Raw genomic sequence first — 26,234 nt, forward strand, 5'->3', positions numbered from 1 at the left:
GGGAACGATAGCCGTGCCGGCCGGCCGGGCACAGGGACCTCAGGCCGGTACGTGCCGCGGAACCTTGCCCGCGGCGTCGGACAGCACGGCTGCGAAGGTACCCGCGACGAGCAGGGCCGCGATGCTGCAGCCCACTACGGCCAGCGGCAGGACCCAGCTCCCTGTAGCAGTGTGCAGGCTGCCTAGAATCACCGGTCCGGCGGCGGCTACCAGGTAGCCGCCGCCCTGCACCAGTGCCGAAACCTGGCCTGCCTGGCGCGGCCCGCCACCCAGCCGCACCAGGATCAGGAAGATCACGGTGATTCCGGCTCCCTGGGCAACGCCTCCGGCGGTGACCCAGACGGCCCAACCGGCCGGTGCCAGCAGCAGCCCCAGGGGCAGCATGGCCCAGGCAGCGCAGGTCAGCCACAGCAGTGTCCGGCTTCGAAGGCGGCGGGCCAACAGCGGTACGGCCAAAGCCCCGGCAATTGCGGGCCCCTGGAACAGCGAGGCACCCGCGCCTGCCGCAGTGGTATCCAGGCCGGCGACATCGGAGAGCAGCGTGGGCAGCCAGGTGGAGACGGCGTAGAAGGCGAAGGCCTGACCGCTGAAGGCGATCAGGAGGATCCACGCGGCTGGAAGCCGCCACCCGGATCGTTCCGCGGCAGGAGCCTCCGGATTTGCGGGCCGGCCACCCGGCCGGCGCGCAGTTTCGTCCCCCTGCCCCGGTCCGTGGACTGCAGTCCGCTTAGTTTCGTCCGATCCGAGGAGGAAAACACGCCACCCCACCAGGGTCAGCCAGGCCAGCGCTGCCACAAGCGCCAGGGGGCCCCACAGGACCATCGCCGTGCGCCAGCCGAAGGCCTCTGCAAGAGGTGCCGTGATGACCAGCGTCGTCATCGATCCGATGTTCATCGCTGCGGTGTACACGCCGGTAACCAGGGGCACACGGGCCGGCGGGATGTCACGGCGGATCACCACAGGGACCAGGACATTGCCGACGGCGATCGAAGCGCCGATGACGACGGTTCCCGCGAGCGCCAGTTCGGCACCGCCGGAAGACCTCAGGACAGTTCCCGCAGCAACTCCTGCCAGGCAAAGGGCAATGGCCTGGTCCGGTCCGCTGCGCCGCAGCAGGGGCAGCGCCAGGAAGGACACGACGCCGAAACAGGCGATCGGAAGGCTGGTCAGCAGGCCCGCTGTACCTACGGACATGCCCAGCTCCTGCTGCAGCAGTCCCAGGATCGGCGACGGCACCACAATGGGTCCGCGGAGATTCAGGGCGATCAGGATGATGCCGGTCAGTGTCCCCCAGAACACCCAGCGCCCGGTCCGCTGCTTCCCGCCTCGTCCGGTGGCAGCTGGACTGTCCATGTGCATTGGTACCCGCTTCGCTGAAGGCTTGTTCGTTCCGCTCTGGCGGCCTTCCGCGATTCTGCCAGCTGGCGGCCCGGGTTAGCGTACCGGATCCCCAGTGTGACTTTCCTAGGCGGCTGTGAAGGCCGCTTCAGGCCGGGGCGGCCCCGCCGGAAGGTGGTGCTTGGGCAGGCGGTCACGGTCGTATGTCACCTCGGTGTAGCCATGCGGCGCCGGGCGGCCATGCTCGTCGAGGTTGACGAAGACAATCCGTTCGATGGTCAGGATGCTGGACCGGGTAATCATGTTCCGGACTTCGGCCTGCATCGTCAGGGAGGTGGTGCCGAACTTCGTGGCCCGCAGCCCCATTTCGATCAGGTCACCCTGCTGGGCGGAACTCACGAAGTTGATTTCGGACATCAGTTTTGTCACCACACGGCCGTTCCCCATCTGGAGGATCGCGTAGATGGTCGCTTCCTCATCGATCCAGCGCAGCAGCGAGCCGCCAAAGAGGGTGCCGTTGGCGTTCAGGTCCTCAGGGCGGACCCATTTACGGGTGTGAAAGTTGATATTGCCGGATTCCATATTTAATAACATATCGCCGCATCAAGCCGGTCCGGGCACTCCGAGAGCACTCTCACAGCCCCCTGTTGCGGGCGTCGCAGGCGGCGCCAGAGGGTCCGCCAGCGCAGGAAAGCCGCTACGGAGATGAATGCCCCGGGGGTGCCTCCCCCAGGTGCCGGCCTGCGCCGGAACCGTCCGGTCCCTGGTCGAGCCGGAACGGCCCCAGAAGGTCCGAACGGGCACCCATCTGCAGCTGCGCGCTAACCGGTACGCTGCCGTCAGCATTCATCACCACCACGGTCCAGCTGCCATCGTCCAGGTTCCAGCTCATTTCCTGCAGCCCCTGCCCGGAGGAGGCCGCCGCCCAGAACTCCTGTTCACCCGGCGGCGCAGGGACCGCTGTACCTTCGATTTCGCGGAAGTAGGCGTTGAACGGTTCGAAAGTCACCTCCCGCAGTTCACTGTGCGCCACCCCGGAGAGATACCGGTTCACATCCGCCGTGGGACCGATGCCCAAGAAAAGCTCCTGGTCCGGGGCCACAGCCTGGCCGCGCACCACAATCGTGCCGACTGCATCCTCGCTGGACACTCCTCCGCCAACACTGAACGGCTCAGTGGTCATGGCATGGGAATCAACCTGGTAGACCTCCTGCGGTACGGAAAGAAACTCCCCGGAGGCCTGCCGGGTGTTGAGGAAGCCCACTGCGGCGCCGGCGATACCAGTACCGAACCCGAGTAGGACCAGCAGGCTGCCCGCTATGATCATGACGATTTTGCCGGCGCGCATAGTGGTACGTCCCTCCGGTGTCCCGGACTGCGGTCCCCTCGTTTTCAGGGTCTTCCCGTCCCTGAATGGTGTCAAGGACGAAGCGCTAGCCCGCAGGTTCCTGAAGCACGTCGGCAAGGTCGAACCGCACGGGTTCCTCCAGCTGGGCGTAGCCGCAGGATGCGGGGTCGCGGTCCGGACGCCAGCGCACGAAGCTTGGCGGGTGCCGGAAGCGCGGACCCTCCATATGGTCGTACGCCACTTCCACCACCCGCTCAGGGCGCAGCGGGGTAAACGAGAGGTCCTTCGCCCCGGTCCACCGGCTGCCTTCGGCGTTCCGCGGGGTCCGGGTCCCGGTATCCTGCCCCGCTTCCGCTTCGGCCCATGGATGGCCGCTGTCCCATGTCACGAGCGGCTGAAGCTCCTTGAAGAGTTCCTTGCGCCGCTCCATGGAGAAGGCACCGATGACGCCCACACTGGCCAGGACGCCGTCGTCGCCGTAAAGCCCCAGCAGCAGGGAACCAATCCTGTCCTCCCCGCTTTTGTGCACCCGGTACCCGGCCAGGACACAGTCGGCCGTGCGGCGGTGCTTGACCTTGAACATGGTCCGCTTTCCGGGTTCATACGCACCCGCCAGCGGCTTGGCGAGTACACCGTCCAATCCTGCTCCTTCGAACCGGCTGAACCAGTCCCGGGCGGTGTCCGGCTCCAGGGTCTGCCGGGTAAGGTGCAGGCGGCCGGCCGCGGCACCAAGCAAAGCTTCCAGCGCTGCCCGCCGTTCCTGGAACGGGTGGCCCGTGAGATCCTGCCTGCCCTGAGCCAGCAGGTCGAAAGCCACGAAGGACGCCGGCGTCTGCCCGGCCAGCAGCTTCACCCGGCTGGCCGCCGGATGGATGCGCTGCTGCAGCTGATCGAAATCCAGCCGGGTGCCTTCGGCGTTTACCAGGATGATTTCCCCGTCCACCACGCATTTTTCCGGCAGGCCTGCCCGGAAGGCGTCCACCAGTTCCGGGAAATAGCGGTTTAGTGCCCGCCCGTTGCGGCTGGCAACCTCCACCTCGGCCCCGTCACGGAAAACGATCGCGCGGAAACCGTCCCATTTGGGTTCATAGGCAAACCCGCCCTCCGGAACGCCATCCACGGCCTTGGCCAGCATGGGTTCAACGGGCGGCATCAGCGGCAATTCCATGACTTACCTTTCGGCGGCGGGCATCTCCTTCGGCTGTGCTCCACCGTAGGATGCAATGATGAGCCTGAACAGCACCGCATCACGCCCGGAACGCTCCGGAAACGGAACAGGCCCGGCACCGGGCGGCCTGGATACGGCCGGCGCCTATCAGCCACCCCTGCTGCATCCGGTCCACCACATCGGCGCCCGGACCCTGGATTTCCGCCGCCGGGTGGCACTGATGGCGATCATCAACCGGACGCCGGACTCCTTCTACGACGGCGGTGCCACCTTTGCACTGGATGCAGCGGTGGAGGCTGCCCGGCAGGCGGTGCACGACGGCGCCGACTGGGTTGACATCGGAGGGGTGCCCTTCGCTCCCGGTCCGGCGCTGGGGGCTGAACAGGAAGCCGCCAGGGTGGTTCCGGTCATCGCGGCGGTCCGTGAGTCTTCGGACGTGATCATTTCCGCAGACACTTTCCTGCCTGCCGTGGCGGAAGCTGCGATCGAGGCAGGCGCAACCGTCATCAACGACACCACCGGGCTGCACAATCCCGATCTGGCGAGGGTCGCAGCGCGGGCCGGTGTCCATCTGGTCATCACCCACAGCTTGGCTGCTCCCCGCGCCGTGTACCCGCGGCCGCAGTATGGCGACGTCGCCTCCGAGGTGGCGGAATTCCTGCGCCGGCGCAGCGGCTATGCCCAGGAGCTCGGGGTCCCGCCGGAGAAGATCATTATTGACCCCGGACATGACCTGAATAAGAACACCCTCCATTCCCTGGAACTCACCCGCCGGCTGTCCCAGGTGGCCGCCGTTGGCTACCCGGTGCTCGCCGCCGTCTCCAATAAGGATTTCATCGGCGAGACGCTGGACGCGCCGAAGGCTGCCCGGGTGGAAGGCTCACTTGCCGCTGGCATCGTCAGCATTATGAACGGCGCCCGGATCCTGCGCATGCACAACGTGGGCGCTGCCAGCAGCGCCATCCGGATGACGGAGGCTATCCTCGGCTGGCGGGACCCGGCGTACCTGCGGCACAACATGGGCGAGGCCAACGAACCGGCGTCCGGGCTATGAGCGCGGAGATCGCCTTCCCCGGCGGGTCCGGTCCCCTCAGCGATGACCAGCTGCTGGCTGCCTACGCCTGGGACGAAGAGACTCCTGGCCGGCAGCGCCCGGTTTTCCGGTTCAACTTCGTCGTCTCAGCCGATGGTGCTGCCGCCGTGGACGGGCGGTCGGGGGGACTCGGAGACGACGCCGACCGCCGGGTGTTCGCCCTCCTGAGGCGCACGTGCGACGCCGTTCTGGTGGGTGCGGGAACCGTGCGCACGGAAGGTTACGCCGGAGACCTGGTGGGTGCCGGTACCCGGGCCTGGCGTGCCGAACGGAACATGCAGCCCCATCCCGGACTCGTCATCGTTTCCGGCACGCTGGACCTGGACCCGGACAGCCCCCTCTTTTCCCAGGCACCGGTGCGGCCCCTGCTCCTGACGGCAGCGATCGCACCGCCCGGGCGCCGGAAGGCGCTGGAGAAGGTTGCGGACGTTGCCGTGGCCGGAGCCCGGACCGTGGAACCGGACCAGGCAGCACGGGTGCTCGCGGAACGCGGATTTGACCGGGTCCTCTGCGAAGGCGGCCCGCACCTGTTCGGCGCCTTCCAGGCCGCCGGGCTGGTGGACGGACTCTGCCTGACGCTCTCCGCCGTGACTACGGCGGGAACTGCTCCCCGCATCACGGCGGGGGCCCCGGAAATGACACCCCGCCCGTTGGAACTGGCGCATGTCCTGCGCAGCGGAGATACCCTGCTGCTGCGCTACCGGTCCCCTGGGCCAGCCAGCGGCTAGAGGTTGATCATGTGCCCGGACAGCCCGTGGAAGGCTTCCTGGAGCGCTTCACTCAGGGTTGGATGGGTGTGGACATTCCTGGCGAGTTCAGCCGCAGTCAGATCCCACTTCTGGGCCAGGGTCAGTTCCGGCAGCAGCTCGGAGACGTCGGGGCCGATCAGGTGCCCGCCGAGCAATTCGCCGTAGGCCGAGTCCGCGATCAGCTTCACGAACCCCACGGGTTCGCCGAGCCCGTGGGCCTTGCCGTTTGCGGTAAACGGGAACGTGCTGACCAGGACGTCGTGCCCCTCGTCCCGTGCCTGCTGTTCGGTGAGCCCGAAGCTGGCCACCTGCGGCTGGCAGAAAGTCGCCCGGGGCATCATCCGGTATTCCCCCAGCGGCATCGTTTCGGCGTCCCCAATGGTCTCGGCCGCGACCACGCCCTGGGCCTCCGCTACGTGTGCGAGCTGCAGCTTGCCCGTGACATCGCCGATCGCGAACAGGTTCGGCACGCTGGTGCGCATGTAGTCATCGATCGCGATGGCACCCCGGTCCGTGATCTCCACGCCGGTGCGCTCGAGGCCAAAGCCTTCCAGGCGCGGTGCGAACCCGACGGACATCATCACCCGGTCCGCGTCGATGCTCTGCTTCGTGCCGGCCTTATCCGTGTAGGTGACTGTCACGGAGGATCCGTTGTCCGTCACCGTTTCCACCTTGGCTGAGGTATGGATGGAGATTCCGAGTTTCTTGTATTGCTTGGTGATCTCCTTGGAAACGTCGGCGTCCTCGTTCGGCAGGGCACGGTCCAGGAACTCGATGATGGTCACATCCACGCCGTAGCTGCGCAGGACGTAGCCGAACTCCATGCCGATCGCTCCCGCTCCCACAATCACCATCTTCGCGGGCAGGTCCCGGCTGAGGATCTGGGTTTCGTAGGTGACCACGTTGCCGCTTAGCTCAACGCCGGGAAGCAGCTTGACTGTGGCACCCGTGGCGATGATGGCGTTCTCAAAGCTCACTTCCTCGGTGCCCCCTTTGCCAAGGGTGACCTCCAGCGTATGGGCGTCCTTGAAGCTGCCCCTGCCGTCGTACTCAGTGATTTTGTTCTTCTTCATCAAGTAGTGGACGCCCTTGACCCGGCCGTCGGCTACCTGCCGGCTGCGGTCAAAGGCGGCCCCGTAGTCGAAGCTCACCTCACCGCGGATGCCGAAGGTGTCTGCCTGCCGGGTGAAAAGCTGCGCCAGTTCCGCGTTGCGCAGGAGGGCCTTGGAAGGGATGCAGCCCACGTTCAGGCAGACACCGCCCCAGTATTTTTCCTCCACCACGGCGACGGTGAGTCCCAGCTGTGCTGCCCGGATCGCCGCCACGTACCCGCCGGGTCCGGCACCCAGGACTACGACGTCGTAATGTGCACTCATGCTGGCTCCTCATCAGATGTGAACAGGCAGGAAAACGGCAGGCTCGCTTAAGACTCTCACGCGGCGCCGCGGACTGAAATGGATACGCCTGCCTCAGACGTAGCCACGGTATCCCTGCCAGGCCAGGCGGCGCTCAGCAAAGGGGTCGGATTCGATCCGGTCCTGGACGTCGAAAATTCTGGTGTGCCGGTTCTTTTCCTCGTACCGCGGCCAGTCGGTTCCCGGCAGGTGGCTGCGGGCCAGGCTCAGCAGCGATCCCTGGAACCGTGCGGAGAGTTCCTTCAGCTCTTCCATGCCGCCCAGGAGCGAGAGCGCCCGCATCATCCTCTCGTTCGTTTCCCCGAACATCACGGGCACATCGAACGCGTGGGTTGCTCCGAGGCCCAGAAGGTTCATCAGCCTGGTGGCGTAGTCGTACCGGTAGGTCCAGGTGGGTGCGGTCCGGGAGTGGCCTTCAGCCACCATCTGGCTGGGATACCAGAAAACGAGGTCACCGCTCATCTCGACGGAGCGTTCCCGGGACGGATAGCCCGGATAGGCAGCCACCACACGGTCCCGGGCGGCGGGGTCGGTCCCGGCGAACATCCGTTCAATCCGTTCCGGAGTGGACGGAAGGATGTTGTCGAGTTTCGCAAAGAGTGCCCCTTCCTGGGCCATCGTGCCCAGGACCATGGGCTTGGGGGCGGACCGTCCCTCCAGGAAGGTGTCTATCGGATGCAGGGGCAGGAAATCGCCGTCGATCACCGGAGACACGCTGAGCGTGCCGGGCAGGACCACGGGTCCGATCTTGGAGGTCATCTCCCTGGTCGCGTTGACCAGTTTGGCGGCCGGAATGGTGCTGAGGGCTTCCGCCGCATGGGATTCGTCCACCCTCAGGATTTCGAGAAGATCCAGGGCCCAGCGCTCATGCATGTCGGGAAAGTAGGCCCCGGACGGTGCCGGGCTTTGGGCGAAGGCTTTGTGGAAGTACGGCGCTGCGGACGGAATGCACATCAACGCCGTGACGGCTATTCCGCCGGCGGACTCGCCGAAGATCGTGACGTTGTCCGGATCCCCGCCGAAGGCAGCGATGTTCCGGTTGACCCATTCCAGTGCCGCTACCTGGTCCCGGAGCCCAACGTTGGAGTCGAAGGGCCGCTCCGGGGTGGAGAAGGAGGTGAAATCCATAAACCCCAGTGCGCCTATCCGATAGTTGAGGCAGACGTAGACCACACCGCCGGTGCGCACCAGGTTGGCTCCCCGGTAGGTGCGCACGGCGGAGGACCCGGAGCTGAACGCCCCGCCGTAGAAGTACACCAGGACGGGCTGCAGCTCAGATGGCGGATCCAGGGGTGCGCTGACGTTGACGGTCAGGCAGTCTTCGCCCATCAGCGGCCGGCGGCGGGACCTCTTCAGCGACATGCCGCGGATCTGCGGTGGAATGGGGCCAAATTCGGAGGCGTCCCGAACCCCGGTCCAGCTGGCGGGCGGCTGCGGTGCCCGCAGCCTCAGGTCGCCCAGCGGGGGTGCGGCGTAGGGAATCCCCCGCCAGGTGCGCACACCGTCGTCGACAGTTCCGCGGACCCAGCCGTTGGCTGTTTCCACCTCCAACGTTGATATGTCCAGGGACATGGCTCACCTTCCACCGGGGCGGCGCGTCGCAGCGCCTGGTATGACCTAAGGTCCCGGTTTCAGCTTTTCGCGCCGCGCGAAGGCGCAGTCCCTTTCCTGATGCACTTTGCACCACCGGAGGTGTTCTTCCAGGACCAGTGCCGCGCATATCAACGATAGGCCCGGCACCGGGGCATGGACCAGAGTCCTGCGAAAGGATCGGAAAACCACACCGGATGCCGGCGCGTTGCCTGGGTGACTAGTCCTGGTAAGCGGGCTGAGGCACCCGCTGCAGGACGGCCTGCCGGCGGGCCGGCTCAGGCCGGTGACTCAGGTAATACCGGTGTACGGCAAGTTCCTTCAGGCAGAGCAGCCCTACGGCCACCACGTTGAGGAGGACCTTGGCCGGTGTGGACCAGTCCGTCAGGACACAGAGCATCCAAACGGTCAACAGGACCGGCAGGTCCATCATGCGCAGCGCGGCGGGCGGCCTTTCGGCGCGCCGGACTGCGGCTGCTGGCTGAGCTGACATCCATGTGCTCGTCGAAGCCATAACAACTTCTTTCCCCCGCTAGACGGTGGCGCAGTTATCATCCATGACACAGCTGCCACCCTTGAGTAACTATTATCACATGACTAACAACAGTCACAGCTATCGGGGACCAGGCTGCTTCAGCGGCTTAACCTTCAGCAACAGTTCCGTCCTGCACCACCCAGAGCCGGTCCAGGTTCACGTTCTGCAGCATCCGGCGGTCGTGGGTCACCAGGAGCAGGGTTCCGGCGTAGCTTTCGAGGGCTTCCTCGAGTTGTTCGATGGCGGGGAGGTCCAGATGGTTGGTGGGCTCATCCAGCACCAGCAGGTTGACCCCCCGTGCCTGCAGCAGTGCCAGGGCGGCGCGGGTGCGCTCGCCGGGCGACAGCGCGCCCACCAGGCTGGCCGACTGGTCAGCCTTGAGGCCGAACTTCGCCAGCAGGGTCCGCACCTCGGCCGGGTTCATTTCCGGAACACAGGATTCGAAGGCGTCGGCAAGCTTTTCGTCCGCACGCAGCTGGCCGCGCAGCTGGTCAATCTCTCCTACGGCAACCGAGGCACCGAGCGTAGCCGTGCCGGCATCAGGCTCCAGCCGGCCGAGCAGCATCTGGAGCAGTGTGGATTTCCCGGCCCCATTGGGACCGGTGATGGCGATCCGCTCGCCTGCGTTCACCTGGAGTGAGACCGGACCCAGCGTGAACCCGCCGCGCCGGACCGCGGCTTCGTTGAGCACCGCGGTGACCGTGCTGGAGCGGGGCGCCGGAGCGATGCTGAACTGGAGCTGCCATTCCTTGCGGGGCTCTTCAACCTCGTCAAGGCGGGCGATGCGGGACTCCATCTGCCGGACCTTCTGCGCCTGCTTTTCGGAGGACTCCGTGCTGGCCTTCCGCCGGATCTTGTCATTGTCGGGTGATTTCTTCATGGCGTTGCGCACGCCCTGCGAACTCCATTCCCGGGTTGTCCTGGCCCGGGACACCAGATCGGCTTTCCGGCCGGCGAATTCTTCGTAGGCTTCCCTGGCGTGGCGCTTGGCAACGGCCCGTTCCTCCAGGAAGGCATCGTATCCGCCGTCGTAGACCGCCACCTGGTTCTGGGCGAGGTCAAGTTCCACCACCCGGGTGACGCAGCGGGCGAGGAACTCACGGTCGTGGGACACCAGGACGACGCCGCCGCGCAGGCCGCGGACGAATTCCTCAAGCTTCGCCAGACCCTCGAGGTCCAGGTCGTTGGTCGGTTCGTCCAGGAGCACGATGTCAAAGCGGCTGAGCAGCAGAGCGGCCAGTGCCACCCTCGCTGCCTGGCCGCCGGAAAGTCCGGTCATCAACGCGTCCGGTCCGGTTTCCAGGCCAAGCTCCGCCAGGACAGCCGGCATCCGTTCTTCGAGGTCCGCAGCACCCGAAGCCAGCCAGGTGTCCAGGGCAGCCGCGTAACGGTCATCCGCGCCCTTGGTTTCCGCACCCAGTTCCTCCGCGGCCGCCTCCATGGCTTCGGTGGCTGCAGCTGCCCCGGTCCGCCTTGCAATGTAGGCGGCCACGCTCTCCCCGGGAACACGCTCATGTTCCTGGGGCAGCCAGCCGACAAAGGCATCCGTGGGGTGCCGCTGCACCTCACCGCCCATCGGTTCCGCGGCCCCGGCAAGGATTTTCAGAAGCGTGGATTTCCCGGCACCGTTAGCCCCCACCACACCGACGACGTCGCCCGGGGCAACCGTGAGGGAAAGGTTCGAAAAGAGGACGCGGTGGGCGTGGCCCCCGGAAAGTTCCCGGGCGAGCAGTGTTGCGGTCATCCAACAATCCTATGCCGCCCTCCCGCGCCCCCGGGGCCACCCTCCCGCACCGCGGTCTGCCGGCGGGGCCGCCGCAGTCTACCGGTACCCGCGGTAGCCGTTCCAGGCCTTCCGCCGGGCGCTGCGGGGATCCAGCTCTATGCGGTCGTACCGGTCAAAGATCTTGGTGCGGCGGGATACCGTGTCGTATTTGGGCCACATGGGTCCAGGCGCACCGGTTTTCGCGAAGCGCAGCAGTGCGGACTGGAACCGGTGCCCCACGTTCGCGGCAGTCCGCCGGTTGCCCAGCAGTACCAGCGTTTTACCCACCCCGGTGCCGTAGGTTCCAAAGACCGCCGGCAGGTCCAGTCCGTGCGTCGCTCCCAGGCCGGCCAGGCGGGCGGCGCGCGGTGCATAGTCAAAGCGGTAGCACCATGCCGGCGCGGATTCGGAATGGGCCTGGATGACCTGTAAGCCCGGATGCCAGAAGACTGCCTCGCCGCCGATTTCCACTGCCTGCCGCTTGTGCGGATACCCCTTGTACGCCGCGACGACCCCGTCGCGCAGGTCCGGCTCCGTCAGGGCAAACATCTTCTCGATGCGTTCCTCGGACGTGGGCAGGATGTTGTGGAACCTGTCGAACAGCGTTCCTTCGTTGTTCATGGTGCCAAGAACGAGTGGAATCTGCCGCGCCTTGCCCTGGGCGAAGGCGTCAAGGGGGTGCAGCGGCAAAAAGGACCCATCCACCACCGGGGCCAGGCTCCTTGCCCCGGGCTGGGCATCGGGTGTGATTTTGTCCGTCAGCTGTTCGGCTGCCGCCACCAGGGGCGCCGCGGGCAATTCGCTCAGCGCCTCCGCAGCGCCGCCGGCACCGATGCCTAGGATCCCGAGAAATTCGGCGGCCCACTGCTCCGCCAGCTCCGGCCCATAGGCCACCCCTGCGGCGGGACTCTGGAGGAAGGCGCGGTGGAACAATCCGTCAGCGGCCGGAACGCACATGAGAGTCAGAGCGGCCGTGGCGCCGGCCGACTCACCAAAAAGCGTGATGTTGTCCGGGTCGCCCCCAAATGCTGCGATATTCCGCTGCACCCATTCCAGGGCGGCGACCTGGTCTGCCAGGCCGACGTTGGTTTCGAAAGGCCGCTCCGGCGTGGAGTAGGCCCGGAAGTCCATGAACCCCAGCGCTCCGAGGCGGTAGTTCATCGACACAAAAAGGACGTTTCCCCCGGCCACCATGCCTGACCCGTCGATCAGCTCCATGGCTGCAGACCCCGAGCTGAAGGCCCCGCCGTGCAGGAAGACGAGTACTGGAAGCGGTTCTGCGGAGGGTGTTTTTGGAGCGGTGACGTTGATCGTGAGGCAGTCTTCGCTCATAGGCGTGCGTGGACCGGGACCGGGCAGCAGCCGGCGGGTGCGCTGGGGCGCCCACGGGCCGAATCCGGAAGCGTCCAGGACATCACGCCACGGCCGTGCCCGGCGCGGCCTGCGCAGCCTTAGCTCACCCACCGGCGGTTCGGCATAGGGGATGCCGCGCCAGGAACGCGTATCCCCCAGGACACGTCCCCTGACCGGGCCTTCGCTGGTCTGGACATTGAGGCCTGCTTCTGCGGTCGCCGTGGACATGGGCATCCTTTCAACCAGTGAGCCGGTGAGCTGGCCGGGTCTCGCCCGGCGCCATTTCTGGATAGTAGCCAGCGCAGTCGGCATGCACCATCCTCCCCGGGCACCTGACCGCCCGCAGCGCCAACATGGGGCTGCGCCGGACCACCCGGGGAACCCCCGCCCCGGTTCAGCCAGCGGCTGAAGAAACCCGCACGGCATCCATAAGTATGCTTATGCTTCTCGTGTACATCCCGATGAGAGGAGCAACATGGCACGAGTGGCAATCATTGGCGGTCATGGAAAAGTGGCGCTGCAGCTGGCGAAGGACCTGGCAGCCGGAGGCCACCAGGTCACCTCGCTGTTCAGGAATCCCGACCACGTCTCGGAAGTTGCCGCCACCGGTGCTGCACCCGTGGTGGCAGATGTGGAGGCACTGGATACCGCAGGCATCGCTGAACGGCTCAAAGGCCAGGACGCCGTCATCTGGTCAGCAGGCGCGGGCGGCGGTTCGCCGGAGCGCACTTACGCCGTGGACCGTGACGCCGCCATCCGCTCCATCGATGCCGCGGCGCAGGCCGGAGTGCGCCGCTATGTCATGGTCTCCTACATGGGCGCAGGCAAAGACCACGGAGTCCCGGAAGACAGCAGCTTCTTCCCCTACGCCGAGGCCAAGGCGGCGGCAGACAGCTACCTGCGCAGCAGTGGCCTTGAATGGACCATCCTCGGCCCGAGTGCCCTGACGGATGATCCGGGCACCGGACGCATCAGCGTCGGCCCCGGCCAGGACGGGAGCGTTTCCAGGACAGATGTCGCGGCAGTTGCCGCAGCCGTGCTGGACCGGCCGGCAACGGCTGGAATGTTCATCGAATTCATCAACGGCGACACTCCGATCGCCGAGGCGCTCGACTCCGTGAGCGGCACCTAGACCGGGCCCGCAAAACGGGTGTGCGGCTGACCTCCCGGGCCAGCGGCACACCCGTCCTGCGTCCGGACCTGCAGGGGCTACCGCCGCAAGGTATCCCGTTGGGCACCGGCACCGGGCGTCACAGCGAAAACCCCGGGCGGCGCGAAGCCTGCATTGGCGAACGCCCTCACAACGGCGTTCTCCAGCCGTCCTGCGTCCGCCGCGCGCACCAGGGCGATCGCCGATCCGCCGAAACCGCCGCCCGTCATCCGGGCGCCGGCGGCACCTGTTGCCATTGACGCTTCCACCGCCAGGTCGAGCTCCGGGCAGGACACGTCGAAGTCATCACGCAGCGATTCGTGGCTGGAGGCCAGCACAGGACCCAGCTTAGCCACCGGCTTTCCGCTTTCGAGATGCCCGACAACGGATTGCACCCTGGCGTTCTCGCTCACGACGTGGCGTGCCCTCCGGTAGGCGTTGCGGTCCAGCTGCCTGGCTGCGAGTACAAGTTCGGGGAGGCCAATCCCGCGCAGGGACTCCACGCCCAGCTGCTCCGCGGCCCTTTCGCAGTCCCGGCGCCGGTCGGCATAGCCCCCGGAATCATGGGCATGGCTGACCTTCGTGTCAATCACCAGCAGCTGCATGCCCTCCGCCGCAAAATTCAACGGAACCAGCCGGCTTTCGCGGGACCGGCAATCCAGGAACAAACCGTGGCCCGCGCTGCAGAGAAGCGACGCCGACTGGTCGAGGATGCCTGTTGGTGCCCCGGCAAAATCGTTCTCCGCCTGCTGGCACAGCAGCACCAGGTCCTCCGGCGGCAGCTGCGCCCCGGCGAGTTCGTTGACAGCCAGGGCCACGGCGCATTCGACGGCGGCGGAGGAGGAAAGCCCGGCCCCCACGGGCACATCGGAGTCCAGCAGGAGGTCCATGCCCGGAACCTCGACCCCGCGCAGGCCGAAGGCCCAGTGGACTCCGGCAGCGTAGCGGCTCCAGCCGTCCAGTTTCCCGGGGGCAAGATCCTCGATCCGGATTTCGGCCGGCTGCCCGTTCCCGGTTGTGGCCATCCGCAGCCGGCCGTCGCTGCGGGGTGCCGCTGCCACCCGCGCGCGGCGGTCGATCGCCAGCGGGAAGACAAAACCCTGGTTGTAGTCGGTGTGTTCACCAATCAGGTTGACCCGCCCGGGCGCCGACCATACGCCCGACGGCGGCACTCCATACATTGCTGCGAAGGCATCCTCTATGTCCCCTGCCGGCTCGCTCATACCCCTCGCTCCTGCCCGCCCGCGCCGTCCAGGCCGGAGTCCGGATCGAACGGCGGCAGGACCGACCTAAGCCGTTGTGCCGACTGCTCGGGAATAATGTCGCCGATGAACGCGCCCATGGCTGCCTCGGAACCGGCAAGGTACTTCAGCTTGTCTTCCGCCCGCCGCGGAGATGTCAGCTGCAGGTGCAGCCGGTAGCCTCCGCGCGCCGGATGATCCAGGGGCGCCTGATACCAGGCGGCGATGTACGGCGTGGGAGTGGGGTACAGAGCGTCAATCCGGCGCAGCAGGTCCAGGTACACCCCTGAAAGCTCTTCGCGCTCAGCATCGGTGAGGGACGGCAGATCCGGAACCGTGCGGTGGGGCACCACGTGCACCTCGATGGGCATCCGGGCGGCGAAGGGGACGTAGGCGGTCCAGTACCTGCCCCGGGTGAGAACGCGGCGCCCGTCCGCAGTCTCGTTCGCCAGCAGATCCGCGAAGAGATCTCCTCCGGCCGCTTCCCGGTGCCGTGCCGCGGACTCCAGCTGCTTCTGCGTCCGGGGCGTGATGTAGGGGTATGCGTAGATCTGTCCGTGGGGATGGTGAAGTGTTACGCCGATCTCCGCCCCGCGGTTCTCGAAGATGAAGACCTGTTCCACTCCGGGAACCCTGGAAAGCTCAGCCGTGCGCTGGGTCCACGCCCGGATCACACTCCTTACCCGCTCGCGCCCCAGCCCGGATAGCGAGGCGCTGTGATCCGCTGAGAAGGAAATGACCTCACAGCGGCCTGCCGCCGGGGCTGACCTCCCGGCGTCGTGCGCCGGCTGCCCCTCGGCAGCCCCGGGGCCAAAGGCAGGAAAACGGTTCTCGAACACTGCGACGTCGTAGCCCGTCGCCGGGATCTCCGTGGCGCGTCCGGGCGCCGACGGACAGAGCGGGCATTCCGCCGCCGGCGGCAGGTGGGTGCGCGACTGGCGGTGCGTGGCGTAGGAAACCCATTCATCAAGCAGCGCATCGTAGCGCATCTCAGGGGTTGCCGGGCGCGGTGGAAGCTCCCTGGTGTCGGCCGGGGACGGTTCCTGGGCCAGATGGCTGCCGGCATCGAAGAAGTACAGCAGCTCGCGGCCATCTGCCAGGAGGCTGCGCACGGGAGCGGGGCGGTTGGTGACGCGGTTTGCCATGTGCGTTTCCTTTGAATCGACGGCAGTGCCCAGTGGAAGGTCAGCGCTGGGTGGATGGCAGAACGAACAAGAACTCACAAACTACACCACAAATTACCGTGACAATAGCTGTGAATGTTCGATTGTGTTGATTTGAGCTCTTTGGACTGGCATTGTGTATTTCCTACCCAAGGAGAGACATGGCGGAAATGCTCCCGGCCCAGCGCCAGCAGCAGATCGTTGACCGACTGAACGCCTACGGACAGGTGCGCGTAAACGAGCTTGCCGCTGCCCTGGGGGTCTCAGACATGACCATCCGCAGGGACCTCACCGAGTTGGAGGCACGGGGCACACTGGTCAAGGTGCATGGCGGGGCGACCCGTGAGGCTGCGGCGACCAGCCTGGAGCCGGGCTTCGCTGCGAAGCTCCAGCGCGAGGCAGTGGAGAAGTTTTCGATCGCCGGCCTGGCTCTGTCCATGATTCGTCCGGGCATGGCCATATCACTGAACTCCGGGACCACGACTTTCGCGCTGGCAAAACTCCTCTCCGGGATCCAGGACCTGACGGTGGTGACGAACTCCCCCCGGATTGCGGATGTCCTTTGGCAGGCTGATGACTCCAGTCAGAGCGTGATACTCACCGGTGGAGTCCGCACCCCCTCAGATGCGCTCGTGGGGCCGCTTGCGCTGGCTGCCCTCAGTCAGCTTCACGTGGACCTGTGCTTCATGGGGGTTCACGGGTTCACCCTTGAGGACGGATTCACCACTCCGAACATGCTCGAGGCACAGATAAACCAAGCCTACATGGCCTGTGCAGCCCAGGTGGCGGTCCTCGCAGATCACACCAAGTGGGGAATCACCGGACTGTCCCAGATCGCACCGCTGTCTGCCGTGGATTACCTGCTCAGCGACGCCGGACTGCCGGCTAAGGCACTGGCCGGACTCCGCCGGGTCATCGACGTCGTCCAGACAGCTCCGGCAGCGTAGCTCCTGACCATGCAATGGCGTCGGCCTGGAGCAGCCGGCACCTAGCCGGTGATCTTGTACTTGGCCCGGTCCGCTTCGTCCAGGGCCACCTGTTCCTCCGGAGTCATGGCGGAACCGCCGCGGCTGACGGGCATCCACCAGGCACCGGCGGGCGGCTCTTCCGGGTAGGTATCGATGCATTCATCGATGCCGGACTGCAGGATCTTCTGCAGCCGCGCGGTTTCCTCCACAACCGAAGCTGACGGGTCGACGTCGACCGGTGCCCCAACGTGGATCCGCACCGGCGTTTTCCAAACCGCTTTGAGGCTGAGACCGTGACCTCGGGTCAGCATCCGGTGGCCTCCCCAGACGGACACCGGAATGATCGGCACGTCTGCTTCGGCAGCCATGCGCACGGCTCCGGTCTTGAGCTGCCGGACGGTGAAACTCCGGCTCACTCCGGCTTCCGGGAGGACCGCCAGGTAATCGCCGCGGTGCAGTTTCTCCACTGATTCGGTGTAGGCGGCGGCGCCGTCGGACCTGTCCACCACCACGTGCTCGCACCAGTCACAGACGGCGGCCACAAACTTTTTGCGGGCGGCTTTCTTCGTGACGAGGAAACGCATGTGCACCTTCAGCTGCTTCCACAGCAGATACTCGGCGAAGACGAAGTCCAGGTACCCGAAGTGCGTAATCGCCACCACCGCTCCCCTGCCCGGTGCAACCTCGCGGTCCAGCCCCCGGATCACTTCATCCGCCGGAAGGTTCTCCAGCCCTGATGGAATCACCTTGATCCGGAAGAGTTTGACCGCGGCGACTCCCGCCAGGACGATCGTGCGGTAAACGTATTTGTTCGGCCGGCGTTTCCGGGGCAAGGTCGCCTCCTGGTGTGGGGTTAGCAGGGCTTAGCGGCAATTCTATCCCCGCTCCGGGCGCCGCTTTAAACCGCCGGCCGCTGCGCTTAGGTGCCGCCCCTCCCGGTGCCCCGGAGGAGCAGGTATTCCCAGTCCATTTCGATGCCGGCATCAGTCGGCCGGGCATGCCGTTCCGCCAGTCCGGAGAGTTCGCGGTCCAGCGCAGCGGTGCGTTCCGGGTCCCCGTCCAGGCCCCGGTAGACCCCCATGGTGGGACCGTAGTTGGCCTTGAAAAAGTCCCGGAAATGGTCGGGTTCAGTAAACCGGTCAACCGTAACCGTGGCCCGCTGGGTCGACAGGCCGTCGACCAGGCCGTCCAGGAGCGCCCCGACGTACTCCTCGCTGCCCCACAGGGGCGGGCTTGCTGTCCCTGGCGGTGGGGCGGGCTGATAACTGCGCATGATCCCGAACATTTCCCCGATAAAGCCCTCCGGGGTCCAGTTGAGCAGTGCGACGGTGCCTCCCGGTCTGCAGACCCTGGACAGCTCTGCGGCGGACCTGGCGTGGTCGGGAGTGAACATCACGCCCACGCACGAAATCACCGCATCAAACGTTCCATCTTCGAAGGGCAGGTTTTCCGCGTCACCTTCGATCCATTCCAGGTCCACCCCGCTGCCGGCAGATTCCCTTCCGGCCTGGAGAAGCTCGGGTGTGAGGTCGACAGCAACGACCGAGGCTCCCGCAGCCGCTGCGGGAATCGCGGCGTTGCCTGTTCCCGCCGCCACATCCAGCACATAATTGCCGGGGCCGATTCCGGCTTCCGTGACAAGCGCCGCGCCAAGCCTGGGTATCACTTCTCCGGCGACAGCTCCGTAGTCGCCCAGGGCCCAGAGTTTCCTGTGCCGTTCTTTGAGTTCCCGGTCCGGATCCGGGGAAGCGTCTGGTGCGTTCATGGCTGCCTCCTGCGCCAACGGGCACCGGGCACCTGTGGGCCCGGTTGCATGCAGACATTCTGGTCTTCCCGATCTGCGGCTGTAAAGGGACCGGGGACGCGTCGCGGAGGCCCGGGCCTGGTTACGGGAAGGGCCGGAACCCAAGTTGGGTTCCGGCCCTTCCACGGTGCCGCCCGGAGGGCTTGGCGGGCTAGACCGTCGCGGTGACGGCGTCGTAGTCGTAACGCGGCAGGCGGTCGAACCAGGGGTTCTCTCCCGGCTTGCCGATGTTGACGACCTGGAAGGTGCGCTGGGTGGTGCCGGCGTGGAACTCGGCATCGATGCCTGCGGCGTCAAAGGCGCCCATGGGGCCGGCGGCCAGCCCCACGGCGCGGACGGCCATGATGAAGTAGGCAGCCTGCATGTGGGCGTTGTTGTTGCCCATGACGGTGCGCAGCTCTTCGTTGCCGTCAAACATGGCCTTGCGCTCAGCGGCGTGCGGGAAGAAGGTGGGGAAGCCTTCGTGCCACTCGGTGTCGAAGCTCAGGACAGCTACCAGCGGCGCGCTGGCAGTCTTGTCCTTGTTGCCCTCTGCCATGTGCTTGACGAGGCGCTCGCGTGCCTCGCCGGAGCGGACCCAGGTGATCCGCATCGGCTGGATGTTCATGGAGGTGGGCCCCATCTTGGTGAGGTCATAGATGGCGCGCATCTGCTCTTCGGTGACCGGCTCGTCACTGAAGGTGTTGGCCGTGCGGGCTTCCAGGAAAAGCGTGTCGAGGGCAGCGCTGTCTACGACGTACTCGTCCTGGGTCTGGGTGGTGCCACTGGTCATGGGGAAACAACTTTCTTTCGGTTGAAGATTCCACCATTACCAACACTGAGGGTCTCCATCCGCTTCCCATTGTCGGGTGTGACCCTGCCCACACTCGGAATTACTGCCTTGTCCGGTTATTCCATTTTTCGCCGGCTGGGCTGCACCCGGGGCGGTTCGCCAGGCATTTTCGGATAGTCCGGTGGGAAAGGCAGCTCCCCCAGCCCGGAATCCAGATCCCGCTGCCACCAGTCCAGGAGGGTGTCGATGGTCCCCGGTGTGGCACCGAAGTCCGCCCATGGATCGCCGGTTTCGGCCAGCCGGGCCGGAACGGTCTGCACCGTGAATGCCCGGGGATCCACGGTTTCCAGTTCGTCCCAGGTGACGGGAGTGGAGACCGGGGCATGCGGCAGGGCGCGGGGACTGTAAGCGCCCGCCATGGTGCGGTCGCGGTTGGCCTGGTTGAAATCAACGAAGACCTTCTCCCCGCGTTCTTCCTTCCACCACGACGTCGTCACCTCCTTTGGCATCCGGCGTTCCAGTTCCCGGGCGGCGGCGATCACGGCGTGCCGCACGTCCTGGAACTCGTGCACCGGCTCAATCGGCGCAAACACATGCAGTCCACGGTTCCCGGAGGTCTTGATGTAGGCGGCTAGCCCGGCCTCAGCCAAGACCTCCCGCAGCGCCAGCGCCGCCGGGACGGCATCGTTAAAGTCAGTTCCGGGCTGGGGGTCTAGGTCGATGCGCAGCTGGTCGGGGTTGTCCGAGTTTTCTGCGCGGGAGGGCCACGGGTGGAATACGACGGTGTTCATCTGCACGGCCCAGACGGCGGCAGCGGGTTCGTCAATGACCAGCTGCGGGTGCGAACGCGCACTGGGATAGACCACCATCACGTCCCGCACGTAATCCGGTGCGCCTTTGGGCGGGTTCTTGGAGAAGAACTGTTCGCCGTCGATGCCGGCCGGGAACCGCTGCAGGGAAAGGGGCCGGTCACCGTTCGCCGCTACGAAGGCCTGCCCAACGGCACAGATGTAATTGGCCAGGTCCAGCTTCGTAAATCCTGATTCCGGCCAGAGCACGCGGTCGGGACTGGAAATCCGGACCTCCCGGCCGCCGTCGGGACCGGGAACGGAAATGGTTGTCGCTTTAGCCGCCATGCAGGCAGGCTACCCCGGCGTCTTTGCCCTGTCAGCGCCCGGGCTGCCCGGCAGGCCCGCCGGACTGCCTCCGGCCATGGACGAAGTGGTACAGGAACATGGACGCGGCAACGAGTCCGGCCAGGGCAGCGTACATGCCCGGAAAGCCGGTGATGGGAACAAGCAGGCCGAGCAGGAACGGACCAAACCCGATGCCGACGTCGAGCATCAGGAAGAACGTCGACGTGGCGATTCCGATGCGGTGGTCCGGTGCCACGGTGACGGCGATGGCCTGCGCCGTGGGCATCAGCGCACCGAACCCCAGGCCGACGAAGCCTCCGGCCAGGGCCAGGACGGCCCCGTTCGGTGCCCACGCCAGCAACGCCATGCCGACGGTGAAGGAGGCAAGAATGGGATAGACGACGGCATTGTCCCCATAGGAGTCCTGCACGCGTCCCACAACAAGCCGGGACAGGAGCACAACTGCGGCGTAGATGAGGAAAAACGCGGATGCGGCCGGCACGAGGTTCCGTTCCTGGGCATACGAATTCAGGAACGTGAGGATGCCGGAATAGGCCACCCCGCCGACCAGCATCACCGAAGCGATGGTGGCGGCGTGCGGTTCGAGCACGTCGCGTGGCCGCATGCGCCATTTGGCGGCCGCTTCGTAGGCCGAGACGGTGCGCTCCGGCAGCTTGAGCGCCAGTGCCACCAGCAGCGAGGCGCCGGCGCAGGCTGCGCTGACGGCAAACAGGACGTTGTAGTCTGCGCGTTCGACGACGAGGAGGGCCAGGAAGGGACCGGCTGCAGTGGCGAGAGTGTTGGACGTACTGAAATAGCCGGTGCCCTCGGCCCGGCGGCGGACCGGAATCAGGGCCATGACGGAGGCGGAAATAGCCGTACTGGCCATCCCGAAGGCTGCTCCGTGGAGGAACCGGATCAGAATCAGGAGACCCAGGCTGCCGGCCGGGATGTAGAGCACGGCGGCGGCGGTGTAGCCCAGCAGGCCGATGAGGAGCATCCTCCGGCGTCCGACGAAGTCCAGGAACTTACCGGCGAAGATCCGCGCTGCCAGGCCTCCGAGGACGAAGGAGCCGGTGGCCAGGCCCGCAGCGGTGTCGGAGGCCTGGAAACGCCCGGCTGCGTAGAGTGCCATCGTGGTCATCAGGAGGTAGAAGACCAGTGCGATGAAGAAGTTCACAACAACCGCAAGGCTGAAGGCCTTGGTCCACAGCGGGGAAACACCGTCACTGTCTCCGTGTCCGCGGACGGGGCCGGTCCTGGGCAATCTGCACTCCCTGTCAGTCCTAGTCGTTAGGTTGCCTAACCCGACCTCTCCACGTTACGCCCGCAGCGCCCGTTCCGGTCCTCCATTGCCTTAGATTGCCTTAGGTGTCCGGATTCGGAGTTTGGGGATCCTCTTCCGCTGGACCCGGCTCACCCGGCATACTTTCTGCCCATCGGCTGCGATCCAGCAACCGTCCTGATCCGTGATCGAAGGGACTGCGCTATGTCCAGCACCATGAACCCCTATCTGAGCTTCCGGGACAACGCCGCTGAAGCGATGGCCTTCTATCAGAGCGTCTTTGGCGGGACGCTGGAGAGCACGTCCTTCGGGGAAATGCATGCCAGCGAGGACCCCGCAGAGGATATGAAGGTGATGCACTCGCAGCTGACCACCGACAGCGGTTTCATACTGATGGCCTCCGATACCCCCAACAGCATGGAACTCGATGAGGGCAGCAGCTACTCGATCTCGCTCAGCGGCGACGACGGCGATGAGCTGCGTGGCTACTGGGACCGGCTCCTCGACGGCGGAACTATGGTCCTGCCGCTGGAAAAGGCACCCTGGGGAGATACCTTCGGAATGCTTGACGACCGTTTCGGCACCAGCTGGATGGTCAGCATCAGCGCACCTCAGTCAGGGGCTGAGGCCGGCAGCTAAGGCCGCCCCATCGGCCGTCAATCCCGGGGCGACAACTTTTTTAGCGGCGCGGAACCCGCAAGGCCAGGACCACCACGGCACCCCCGACTCCGGCGAACACCGCCTCCAGCGGCTGGAACTCGATCACCGCGCTCTCCCAGGCCTCGAGCGTTATCAGAGCCGCACCTGCTGCCACCGACACCGCCCGGGCTGCGCGGTGGCGGCGCAGCTGCAGCATTCCTGCCAGCAGGTATCCGCCTCCGCAGCCGGCGGCGAGCAGCAGGCCGGGAACCCTCCAGTCAACAAACGGCGTACGCCGCAGCACGCCCGGATCCGCGTGGAGGAAAGCGCCGTCCGGGCGCAGGGCCAGCAGCAGCCCCGAACCCAGCGCCGCCGCCCCGGTGCCTAATTCCAGGCTGATCAGCACCTTTTCCGCCGTTGAATAGTGCTCGCCTATCCGCGGCCGGCCGCCCGCATGCCCGGCCGTACGGATTTTCCCGGACTCTGCTCTCATACCCGGAAAAGTACCAGGCCGCGGCCAAGCCGTGCGGACCCAGGTGCCGCAGTGGGCGGCTAACACTGAAAGCCGCACAGGGCCGCGTATGCTCAGCACATGGCCCGCTATTTCGACCTTCATCCAGAGAACCCCCAGCCCCGCACGGTCAGCCAGATCACCGCACTGCTCCGCGGCGGCGGCCTGATCGCCTACCCCACCGATTCCTGCTACGCCCTGGGCGCGCAGGTCGGAAACCGGGAGGCGCTGGACCGGATCCGCAGCATCCGTAACCTCGATGCCAAGCACCACTTCACCCTGGTCTGCCGGGACTTCGCGCAGCTCGGGCAGTTCGTCCAACTGGACAACGATGTCTTCAGGGCCATCAAGGCCGTCACCCCCGGGAGCTACACGTTTATCCTTCCCGCCACGAAGGAAGTGCCCAAGCGCCTGCTCCACCCGAAGAAGAAGACGGTTGGGGTCCGCATTCCGGATTCCAAGGTGGTCCAGGCGATTCTGGCGGACCTCGGCGAGCCGCTTCTCTCCAGCACCCTGCTGCTGCCGGGGCAGGAGGAGGCACTGACCGAAGGGTGGGAAATCCAGGATTTGCTCCAGCACGAACTGGACGGCGTCGTGGACGCGGGACACTGCGGCTCCGAGCCGACGACCGTCATCGATTACTCCTCCGGCACCGCTGAAGTAGTCCGGCGGGGCACCGGGGATCCGTCGCGTTTCGAGTAGCCGGGCCCCCGCGGCCGGAGCGCGCAATTGTGTGCTGCCTGCCAGGAGGATGCCCGCCACGGGTTGACAGCTTAGGCCTGCTTGTCGAGGGTGGACCCACTTGACCAGGGGGGAATGCGTTATCACTCGCGCACTCTGAGACGGGAATCCACAAATGAACAAGGGAACACTGGCAGTAACGACGGCGATACTCGGTGGCCTGATCCTATCCGGCTGCAGCGGCGGGGCTCCCCGGGCTGGTACACAGTCCGAAACCCAGTCCGGTGGTGAAGCGCAGCTGGAGGCCGCAGGGCAGCGGGAGGACAGGCACAAACCGGAGCCGGCGCAGGCCCGGAACATCATCCTGATGGTCGGCGACGGCATGGGAACCGCCCAGCGCAACGCCATCCGGCTCTCCCACGTGGGGCTCACGGGCGAACTGGTGATGGATTCCCTGCCGGAGCTGGGACTGGTCCACACCAATTCAGCGGATCCGGGCACGTTCGTCACCGACTCGGCAGCAGCCGCCACCACCATGTCCACGGGAGTGAAGACCTACAACGGAGCCATCGGCGTCGACCTGGATGGCCAGCCCGTACCCACCGCACTGGAGATCGCCGCCGCGCTGGGCAAGTCCACCGGCCTGGTGACCACCGCGCAGGTGACCGACGCGACCCCGGCCGCTTTCGGAGCCCATGTGGCCGACCGCGGGGAGCAGAGCGAGATTGCCCGCCAGTTCCTGGAGTCCAGCCGTCCGGACATTATCCTCGGCGGCGGCGAGGACCATTGGTATCCGGCCGGAGACCCGGGAAAGCACCCGGATAACCCACCGGAGGATCCGGCGGAGGAAAGTTCCGGAACCGTCAACCTGGTGGCACAGGCCCAGGCTGACGGTTACGAGTACGTCTGGGATGAGACAGGCCTGCAGCAGGCCCAGGGTCCCAAGGTACTGGGGCTGTTCGCCAATGAGGAGATGTTCCAGTACGGCGACGATGTGGAGGAAATCTACGAACCGGCCGTCCCCCTGCCCGTCATGACTCAGAAGGCAATCGAACTGCTCACGTCCCCGGCGGCTGCACAGGCCAGGCACGGCGGCGGAGGAGGCCACGGAGGCGGAAACGGCGGTGCGCAGGAGGCAGGCTTCTTCCTGATGGTTGAAGACGAAGGCATCGATTCCATGTCCCACGTTAACGATGCTGAGCTGACCATCAAGTCCGGAATCGCCTTCGAAGAGTCAGTCGCGGTGGCCCGGGACTTCGCTGAAGCGGATGGGAACACGCTGCTGATCGTCGTCGGAGACCACCAGACCGGCGGGATGACGATCGAGTCCTTTGACGATGACGGGGATGAGTCAGGCGAGGGCATCTCGGCCGAGGACGGCCCGCTGCCGGTAGCCAACTCGGACCAGGTCTTCGCCGTTGACTGGACCACTGACGGACATACTGCCCTCGATGTGCCGCTGACGGCCATGGGTCCCGGTTCGGAGGAGCTGGGCGGGTTCTACGAGGACACGCACATCTTCGATGTCATGGTTGCGCAGATGCGTGCCGGCACCGAACCACCCGCCATTGACCTGCAGTCCCACCGCGGCGGGCGCGGGGAATACACCGAGGAGTCGCTCACCGCGTTCCGGCACTCGCTGGAGCTCGGCGTGAACACGCTGGAACTGGACACGCATCTGAGCCGGGACGGCGCCGTCGTGGTCTGGCATGACGACACCATTCAGGCTGAAAAGTGCCGGGATACCGCTCCGGCGGTATCCGGGGACCGGGCCTTCCCCTACGTCGGAGACCGCGTGGCAGATCTGACCCTGGCCCAGCTGAAGACGCTCGACTGCGGCTTCCAGCAGTTGCCGGGTTATCCGGAGCAGCAGGTAGTTGAAGGCAACCGGATCGCAGAACTGAAGGACGTGTTCGCCCTGGTCCGCGAGGTACGTGCCCGCGGCGTGGGGTTCAACATCGAGACCAAGGTCGAGGACGGCCAGGCCGGCGGTCCGGGCATGGAAGCCCTGACCCGTGCTGTTATCCGGGAGATCCGAAAATCGGGAATGTCGGACCGGGTTACCCTCCAGTCCTTCGACTGGTCCTCGCTGAACCTCGCCGGACGGATCGCCCCGCGGTTGACCCGGGTGGCGCTCGCCGCCGGTCCGGAGACGCTGGAAATCGGACAGCCCGGCGCCGCTGCCATCCTGGGCGGAATCGACATAGACGACTATGAGGGGTCGGCGGTGTTGGCCGCAGCGGCCCAGGGGTACGACATAATCTCCCCGGTGTACACAAGCGTGACCCGCGGGATGGTGGCCGAAGCGCATGACCTTGGTTTGAAGATTGTGCCCTGGACGGTGAATCAGCCGGCCGTGATGAACTACATGATCGATCTGGGGGTGGATGGGATCATCACTGACTATCCCACCCGGCTGCGGCTGGTCATGGAGGAACGGGGCATGAAGCTGCCCCGGGCCTACGGGGGTTCCTGACCGGGGAGCGGACAGCTGGACCGGGACGGCGGCGCACCCTGCAGAGGCGGGGTG

Annotated in this window: 24 protein-coding genes; 7 read left to right on the forward strand and 17 right to left on the reverse strand. The window is 66.0% G+C overall.

The genetic code is table 11. The features are described from left to right. Positions 1–39 precede the first annotated feature (39 nt). The 4 genes from H9638_RS08165 to H9638_RS08180 form a co-directional block, all read right to left on the reverse strand. Positions 40–1,353: an MFS transporter gene (locus H9638_RS08165; RefSeq protein ID WP_191746697.1), complete on the reverse strand. Its 1,314-nt coding sequence runs from the start codon at positions 1,351–1,353 to the stop codon at positions 40–42. A gap of 111 nt (positions 1,354–1,464) precedes the next feature. Continuing rightward, complete coding sequence (locus tag H9638_RS08170) at positions 1,465–1,920, reverse strand: acyl-CoA thioesterase (RefSeq protein WP_191746698.1); 456 nt, start codon at positions 1,918–1,920, stop codon at positions 1,465–1,467. Positions 1,921–2,035: 115 nt separating this feature from the next. Beyond that, complete coding sequence (locus tag H9638_RS08175; RefSeq protein WP_191746699.1) at positions 2,036–2,686, reverse strand: hypothetical protein; 651 nt, start codon at positions 2,684–2,686, stop codon at positions 2,036–2,038. An 85-nt stretch (positions 2,687–2,771) separates the two neighbouring features. Beyond that, the gene (locus H9638_RS08180) at positions 2,772–3,854 is read right to left on the reverse strand and encodes an ATP-dependent DNA ligase (protein WP_191746700.1); all 1,083 of its coding nucleotides are present in this window, start codon (positions 3,852–3,854) and stop codon (positions 2,772–2,774) included. A gap of 58 nt (positions 3,855–3,912) precedes the next feature. Between H9638_RS08180 and folP the strand changes: the two genes are divergently transcribed. Beyond that, positions 3,913–4,908, forward strand: a complete 996-nt coding sequence (gene folP, locus H9638_RS08185) for a dihydropteroate synthase (RefSeq protein WP_191746701.1) — start codon at positions 3,913–3,915, stop codon at positions 4,906–4,908. Next, positions 4,905–5,675, forward strand: a complete 771-nt coding sequence (locus H9638_RS08190; RefSeq protein ID WP_191746702.1) for a pyrimidine reductase family protein — start codon at positions 4,905–4,907, stop codon at positions 5,673–5,675. Before folP ends, H9638_RS08190 begins: the two co-directional genes overlap by 4 nt. On the opposite strand, the gene lpdA is transcribed toward H9638_RS08190, so the two are convergent. From lpdA to H9638_RS08215, 5 genes are all read right to left on the reverse strand, one after another. Continuing rightward, on the reverse strand, positions 5,672–7,072 hold the full coding sequence (gene lpdA / locus H9638_RS08195) for a dihydrolipoyl dehydrogenase (RefSeq protein WP_191746703.1): 1,401 nt from the start codon (positions 7,070–7,072) through the stop codon (positions 5,672–5,674). The two genes, H9638_RS08190 and lpdA, sit on opposite strands and share 4 nt — an antisense overlap. Positions 7,073–7,165: 93 nt before the next feature. Beyond that, positions 7,166–8,683, reverse strand: coding sequence for a carboxylesterase/lipase family protein (locus tag H9638_RS08200; protein ID WP_191746704.1), 1,518 nt, complete (start codon positions 8,681–8,683; stop codon positions 7,166–7,168). 238 nt (positions 8,684–8,921) lie between these two features. Then, positions 8,922–9,215 carry a hypothetical protein gene (locus H9638_RS08205; protein ID WP_191746705.1) on the reverse strand — a complete coding sequence of 98 codons (294 nt, stop codon included), beginning with the start codon at positions 9,213–9,215 and terminating at the stop codon, positions 8,922–8,924. Between the two features lie 127 nt (positions 9,216–9,342). Then, on the reverse strand, positions 9,343–10,980 hold the full coding sequence (abc-f, locus tag H9638_RS08210) for a ribosomal protection-like ABC-F family protein (protein WP_191746706.1): 1,638 nt from the start codon (positions 10,978–10,980) through the stop codon (positions 9,343–9,345). 78 nt (positions 10,981–11,058) lie between these two features. Beyond that, positions 11,059–12,582 (reverse strand): carboxylesterase/lipase family protein, encoded by a 1,524-nt coding sequence (locus tag H9638_RS08215; RefSeq protein ID WP_191746707.1) that lies wholly within the window; start codon positions 12,580–12,582, stop codon positions 11,059–11,061. A 247-nt stretch (positions 12,583–12,829) separates the two neighbouring features. On the opposite strand from H9638_RS08215, the gene H9638_RS08220 reads away from it, so the two are divergent. Beyond that, entirely contained in the window at positions 12,830–13,486 is a 657-nt protein-coding gene (locus tag H9638_RS08220) for an SDR family oxidoreductase (protein ID WP_191746708.1), read from the forward strand. 77 nt (positions 13,487–13,563) lie between these two features. Here the strand turns inward: H9638_RS08220 and galK are convergent, their stop codons facing one another. Then, a complete protein-coding gene (galK, locus tag H9638_RS08225) occupies positions 13,564–14,727 on the reverse strand; it encodes a galactokinase (protein ID WP_191746709.1) in 1,164 nt (387 codons plus the stop codon). Further along, complete coding sequence (gene galT / locus H9638_RS08230; protein ID WP_191746710.1) at positions 14,724–15,890, reverse strand: galactose-1-phosphate uridylyltransferase; 1,167 nt, start codon at positions 15,888–15,890, stop codon at positions 14,724–14,726. Before galT ends, galK begins: the two co-directional genes overlap by 4 nt. 179 nt (positions 15,891–16,069) lie before the next feature. On the opposite strand from galT, the gene H9638_RS08235 reads away from it, so the two are divergent. Continuing rightward, positions 16,070–16,855, forward strand: a complete 786-nt coding sequence (locus tag H9638_RS08235) for a DeoR/GlpR family DNA-binding transcription regulator (RefSeq protein ID WP_191746711.1) — start codon at positions 16,070–16,072, stop codon at positions 16,853–16,855. A gap of 41 nt (positions 16,856–16,896) precedes the next feature. On the opposite strand, the gene H9638_RS08240 is transcribed toward H9638_RS08235, so the two are convergent. From H9638_RS08240 to H9638_RS08260, 5 genes are all read right to left on the reverse strand, one after another. Continuing rightward, positions 16,897–17,709: a lysophospholipid acyltransferase family protein gene (locus tag H9638_RS08240; protein WP_191746712.1), complete on the reverse strand. Its 813-nt coding sequence runs from the start codon at positions 17,707–17,709 to the stop codon at positions 16,897–16,899. 86 nt (positions 17,710–17,795) lie between these two features. Next, complete coding sequence (locus tag H9638_RS08245) at positions 17,796–18,641, reverse strand: class I SAM-dependent methyltransferase (protein ID WP_191746713.1); 846 nt, start codon at positions 18,639–18,641, stop codon at positions 17,796–17,798. A gap of 190 nt (positions 18,642–18,831) precedes the next feature. Next, a complete protein-coding gene (locus H9638_RS08250) occupies positions 18,832–19,452 on the reverse strand; it encodes a malonic semialdehyde reductase (protein WP_191746714.1) in 621 nt (206 codons plus the stop codon). 116 nt (positions 19,453–19,568) lie between these two features. Beyond that, complete coding sequence (ligD, locus tag H9638_RS08255) at positions 19,569–20,588, reverse strand: non-homologous end-joining DNA ligase (protein ID WP_191746715.1); 1,020 nt, start codon at positions 20,586–20,588, stop codon at positions 19,569–19,571. A 31-nt stretch (positions 20,589–20,619) separates the two neighbouring features. Then, the gene (locus tag H9638_RS08260; protein ID WP_225217151.1) at positions 20,620–21,855 is read right to left on the reverse strand and encodes an MFS transporter; all 1,236 of its coding nucleotides are present in this window, start codon (positions 21,853–21,855) and stop codon (positions 20,620–20,622) included. A gap of 222 nt (positions 21,856–22,077) precedes the next feature. Here H9638_RS08260 and H9638_RS08265 point away from each other — a divergent pair, with 222 nt between their 5' ends. Then, the gene (locus tag H9638_RS08265; RefSeq protein ID WP_191746716.1) at positions 22,078–22,512 is read left to right on the forward strand and encodes a VOC family protein; all 435 of its coding nucleotides are present in this window, start codon (positions 22,078–22,080) and stop codon (positions 22,510–22,512) included. Positions 22,513–22,552: 40 nt separating this feature from the next. Here H9638_RS08265 and H9638_RS08270 read toward each other — a convergent pair whose 3' ends face one another. Then, the gene (locus tag H9638_RS08270) at positions 22,553–23,005 is read right to left on the reverse strand and encodes a hypothetical protein (protein WP_191746717.1); all 453 of its coding nucleotides are present in this window, start codon (positions 23,003–23,005) and stop codon (positions 22,553–22,555) included. Positions 23,006–23,104: 99 nt separating this feature from the next. Here H9638_RS08270 and H9638_RS08275 point away from each other — a divergent pair, with 99 nt between their 5' ends. Both H9638_RS08275 and H9638_RS16825 read left to right on the forward strand, forming a co-directional pair. Next, complete coding sequence (locus H9638_RS08275) at positions 23,105–23,725, forward strand: L-threonylcarbamoyladenylate synthase (RefSeq protein WP_191746718.1); 621 nt, start codon at positions 23,105–23,107, stop codon at positions 23,723–23,725. 154 nt (positions 23,726–23,879) lie between these two features. Further along, on the forward strand, positions 23,880–26,180 hold the full coding sequence (locus tag H9638_RS16825; RefSeq protein ID WP_225217152.1) for an alkaline phosphatase: 2,301 nt from the start codon (positions 23,880–23,882) through the stop codon (positions 26,178–26,180). Positions 26,181–26,234 lie beyond the last annotated feature (54 nt).

Source organism: Arthrobacter pullicola (assembly GCF_014836875.1).
GTDB classification, from domain to species: Bacteria; Actinomycetota; Actinomycetes; order Actinomycetales; family Micrococcaceae; genus Arthrobacter_B; species Arthrobacter_B pullicola.

Coding starts and splice junctions, on each gene's coding strand:
- H9638_RS08165 (WP_191746697.1), bottom strand. CDS start 1,353: ATGGACAGTCCAGCTGCCACCGGACGAGGCGGGAAGCAGCGGACCGGG.
- H9638_RS08170 (WP_191746698.1), bottom strand. CDS start 1,920: ATGGAATCCGGCAATATCAACTTTCACACCCGTAAATGGGTCCGCCCT.
- H9638_RS08175 (WP_191746699.1), bottom strand. CDS start 2,686: ATGCGCGCCGGCAAAATCGTCATGATCATAGCGGGCAGCCTGCTGGTC.
- H9638_RS08180 (WP_191746700.1), bottom strand. CDS start 3,854: ATGGAATTGCCGCTGATGCCGCCCGTTGAACCCATGCTGGCCAAGGCC.
- folP (WP_191746701.1), top strand. CDS start 3,913: ATGAGCCTGAACAGCACCGCATCACGCCCGGAACGCTCCGGAAACGGA.
- H9638_RS08190 (WP_191746702.1), top strand. CDS start 4,905: ATGAGCGCGGAGATCGCCTTCCCCGGCGGGTCCGGTCCCCTCAGCGAT.
- lpdA (WP_191746703.1), bottom strand. CDS start 7,072: ATGAGTGCACATTACGACGTCGTAGTCCTGGGTGCCGGACCCGGCGGG.
- H9638_RS08200 (WP_191746704.1), bottom strand. CDS start 8,683: ATGTCCCTGGACATATCAACGTTGGAGGTGGAAACAGCCAACGGCTGG.
- H9638_RS08205 (WP_191746705.1), bottom strand. CDS start 9,215: ATGGCTTCGACGAGCACATGGATGTCAGCTCAGCCAGCAGCCGCAGTC.
- abc-f (WP_191746706.1), bottom strand. CDS start 10,980: ATGACCGCAACACTGCTCGCCCGGGAACTTTCCGGGGGCCACGCCCAC.
- H9638_RS08215 (WP_191746707.1), bottom strand. CDS start 12,582: ATGTCCACGGCGACCGCAGAAGCAGGCCTCAATGTCCAGACCAGCGAA.
- H9638_RS08220 (WP_191746708.1), top strand. CDS start 12,830: ATGGCACGAGTGGCAATCATTGGCGGTCATGGAAAAGTGGCGCTGCAG.
- galK (WP_191746709.1), bottom strand. CDS start 14,727: ATGAGCGAGCCGGCAGGGGACATAGAGGATGCCTTCGCAGCAATGTAT.
- galT (WP_191746710.1), bottom strand. CDS start 15,890: ATGGCAAACCGCGTCACCAACCGCCCCGCTCCCGTGCGCAGCCTCCTG.
- H9638_RS08235 (WP_191746711.1), top strand. CDS start 16,070: ATGGCGGAAATGCTCCCGGCCCAGCGCCAGCAGCAGATCGTTGACCGA.
- H9638_RS08245 (WP_191746713.1), bottom strand. CDS start 18,641: ATGAACGCACCAGACGCTTCCCCGGATCCGGACCGGGAACTCAAAGAA.
- H9638_RS08250 (WP_191746714.1), bottom strand. CDS start 19,452: ATGACCAGTGGCACCACCCAGACCCAGGACGAGTACGTCGTAGACAGC.
- ligD (WP_191746715.1), bottom strand. CDS start 20,588: ATGGCGGCTAAAGCGACAACCATTTCCGTTCCCGGTCCCGACGGCGGC.
- H9638_RS08265 (WP_191746716.1), top strand. CDS start 22,078: ATGTCCAGCACCATGAACCCCTATCTGAGCTTCCGGGACAACGCCGCT.
- H9638_RS08270 (WP_191746717.1), bottom strand. CDS start 23,005: ATGAGAGCAGAGTCCGGGAAAATCCGTACGGCCGGGCATGCGGGCGGC.
- H9638_RS08275 (WP_191746718.1), top strand. CDS start 23,105: ATGGCCCGCTATTTCGACCTTCATCCAGAGAACCCCCAGCCCCGCACG.
- H9638_RS16825 (WP_225217152.1), top strand. CDS start 23,880: ATGAACAAGGGAACACTGGCAGTAACGACGGCGATACTCGGTGGCCTG.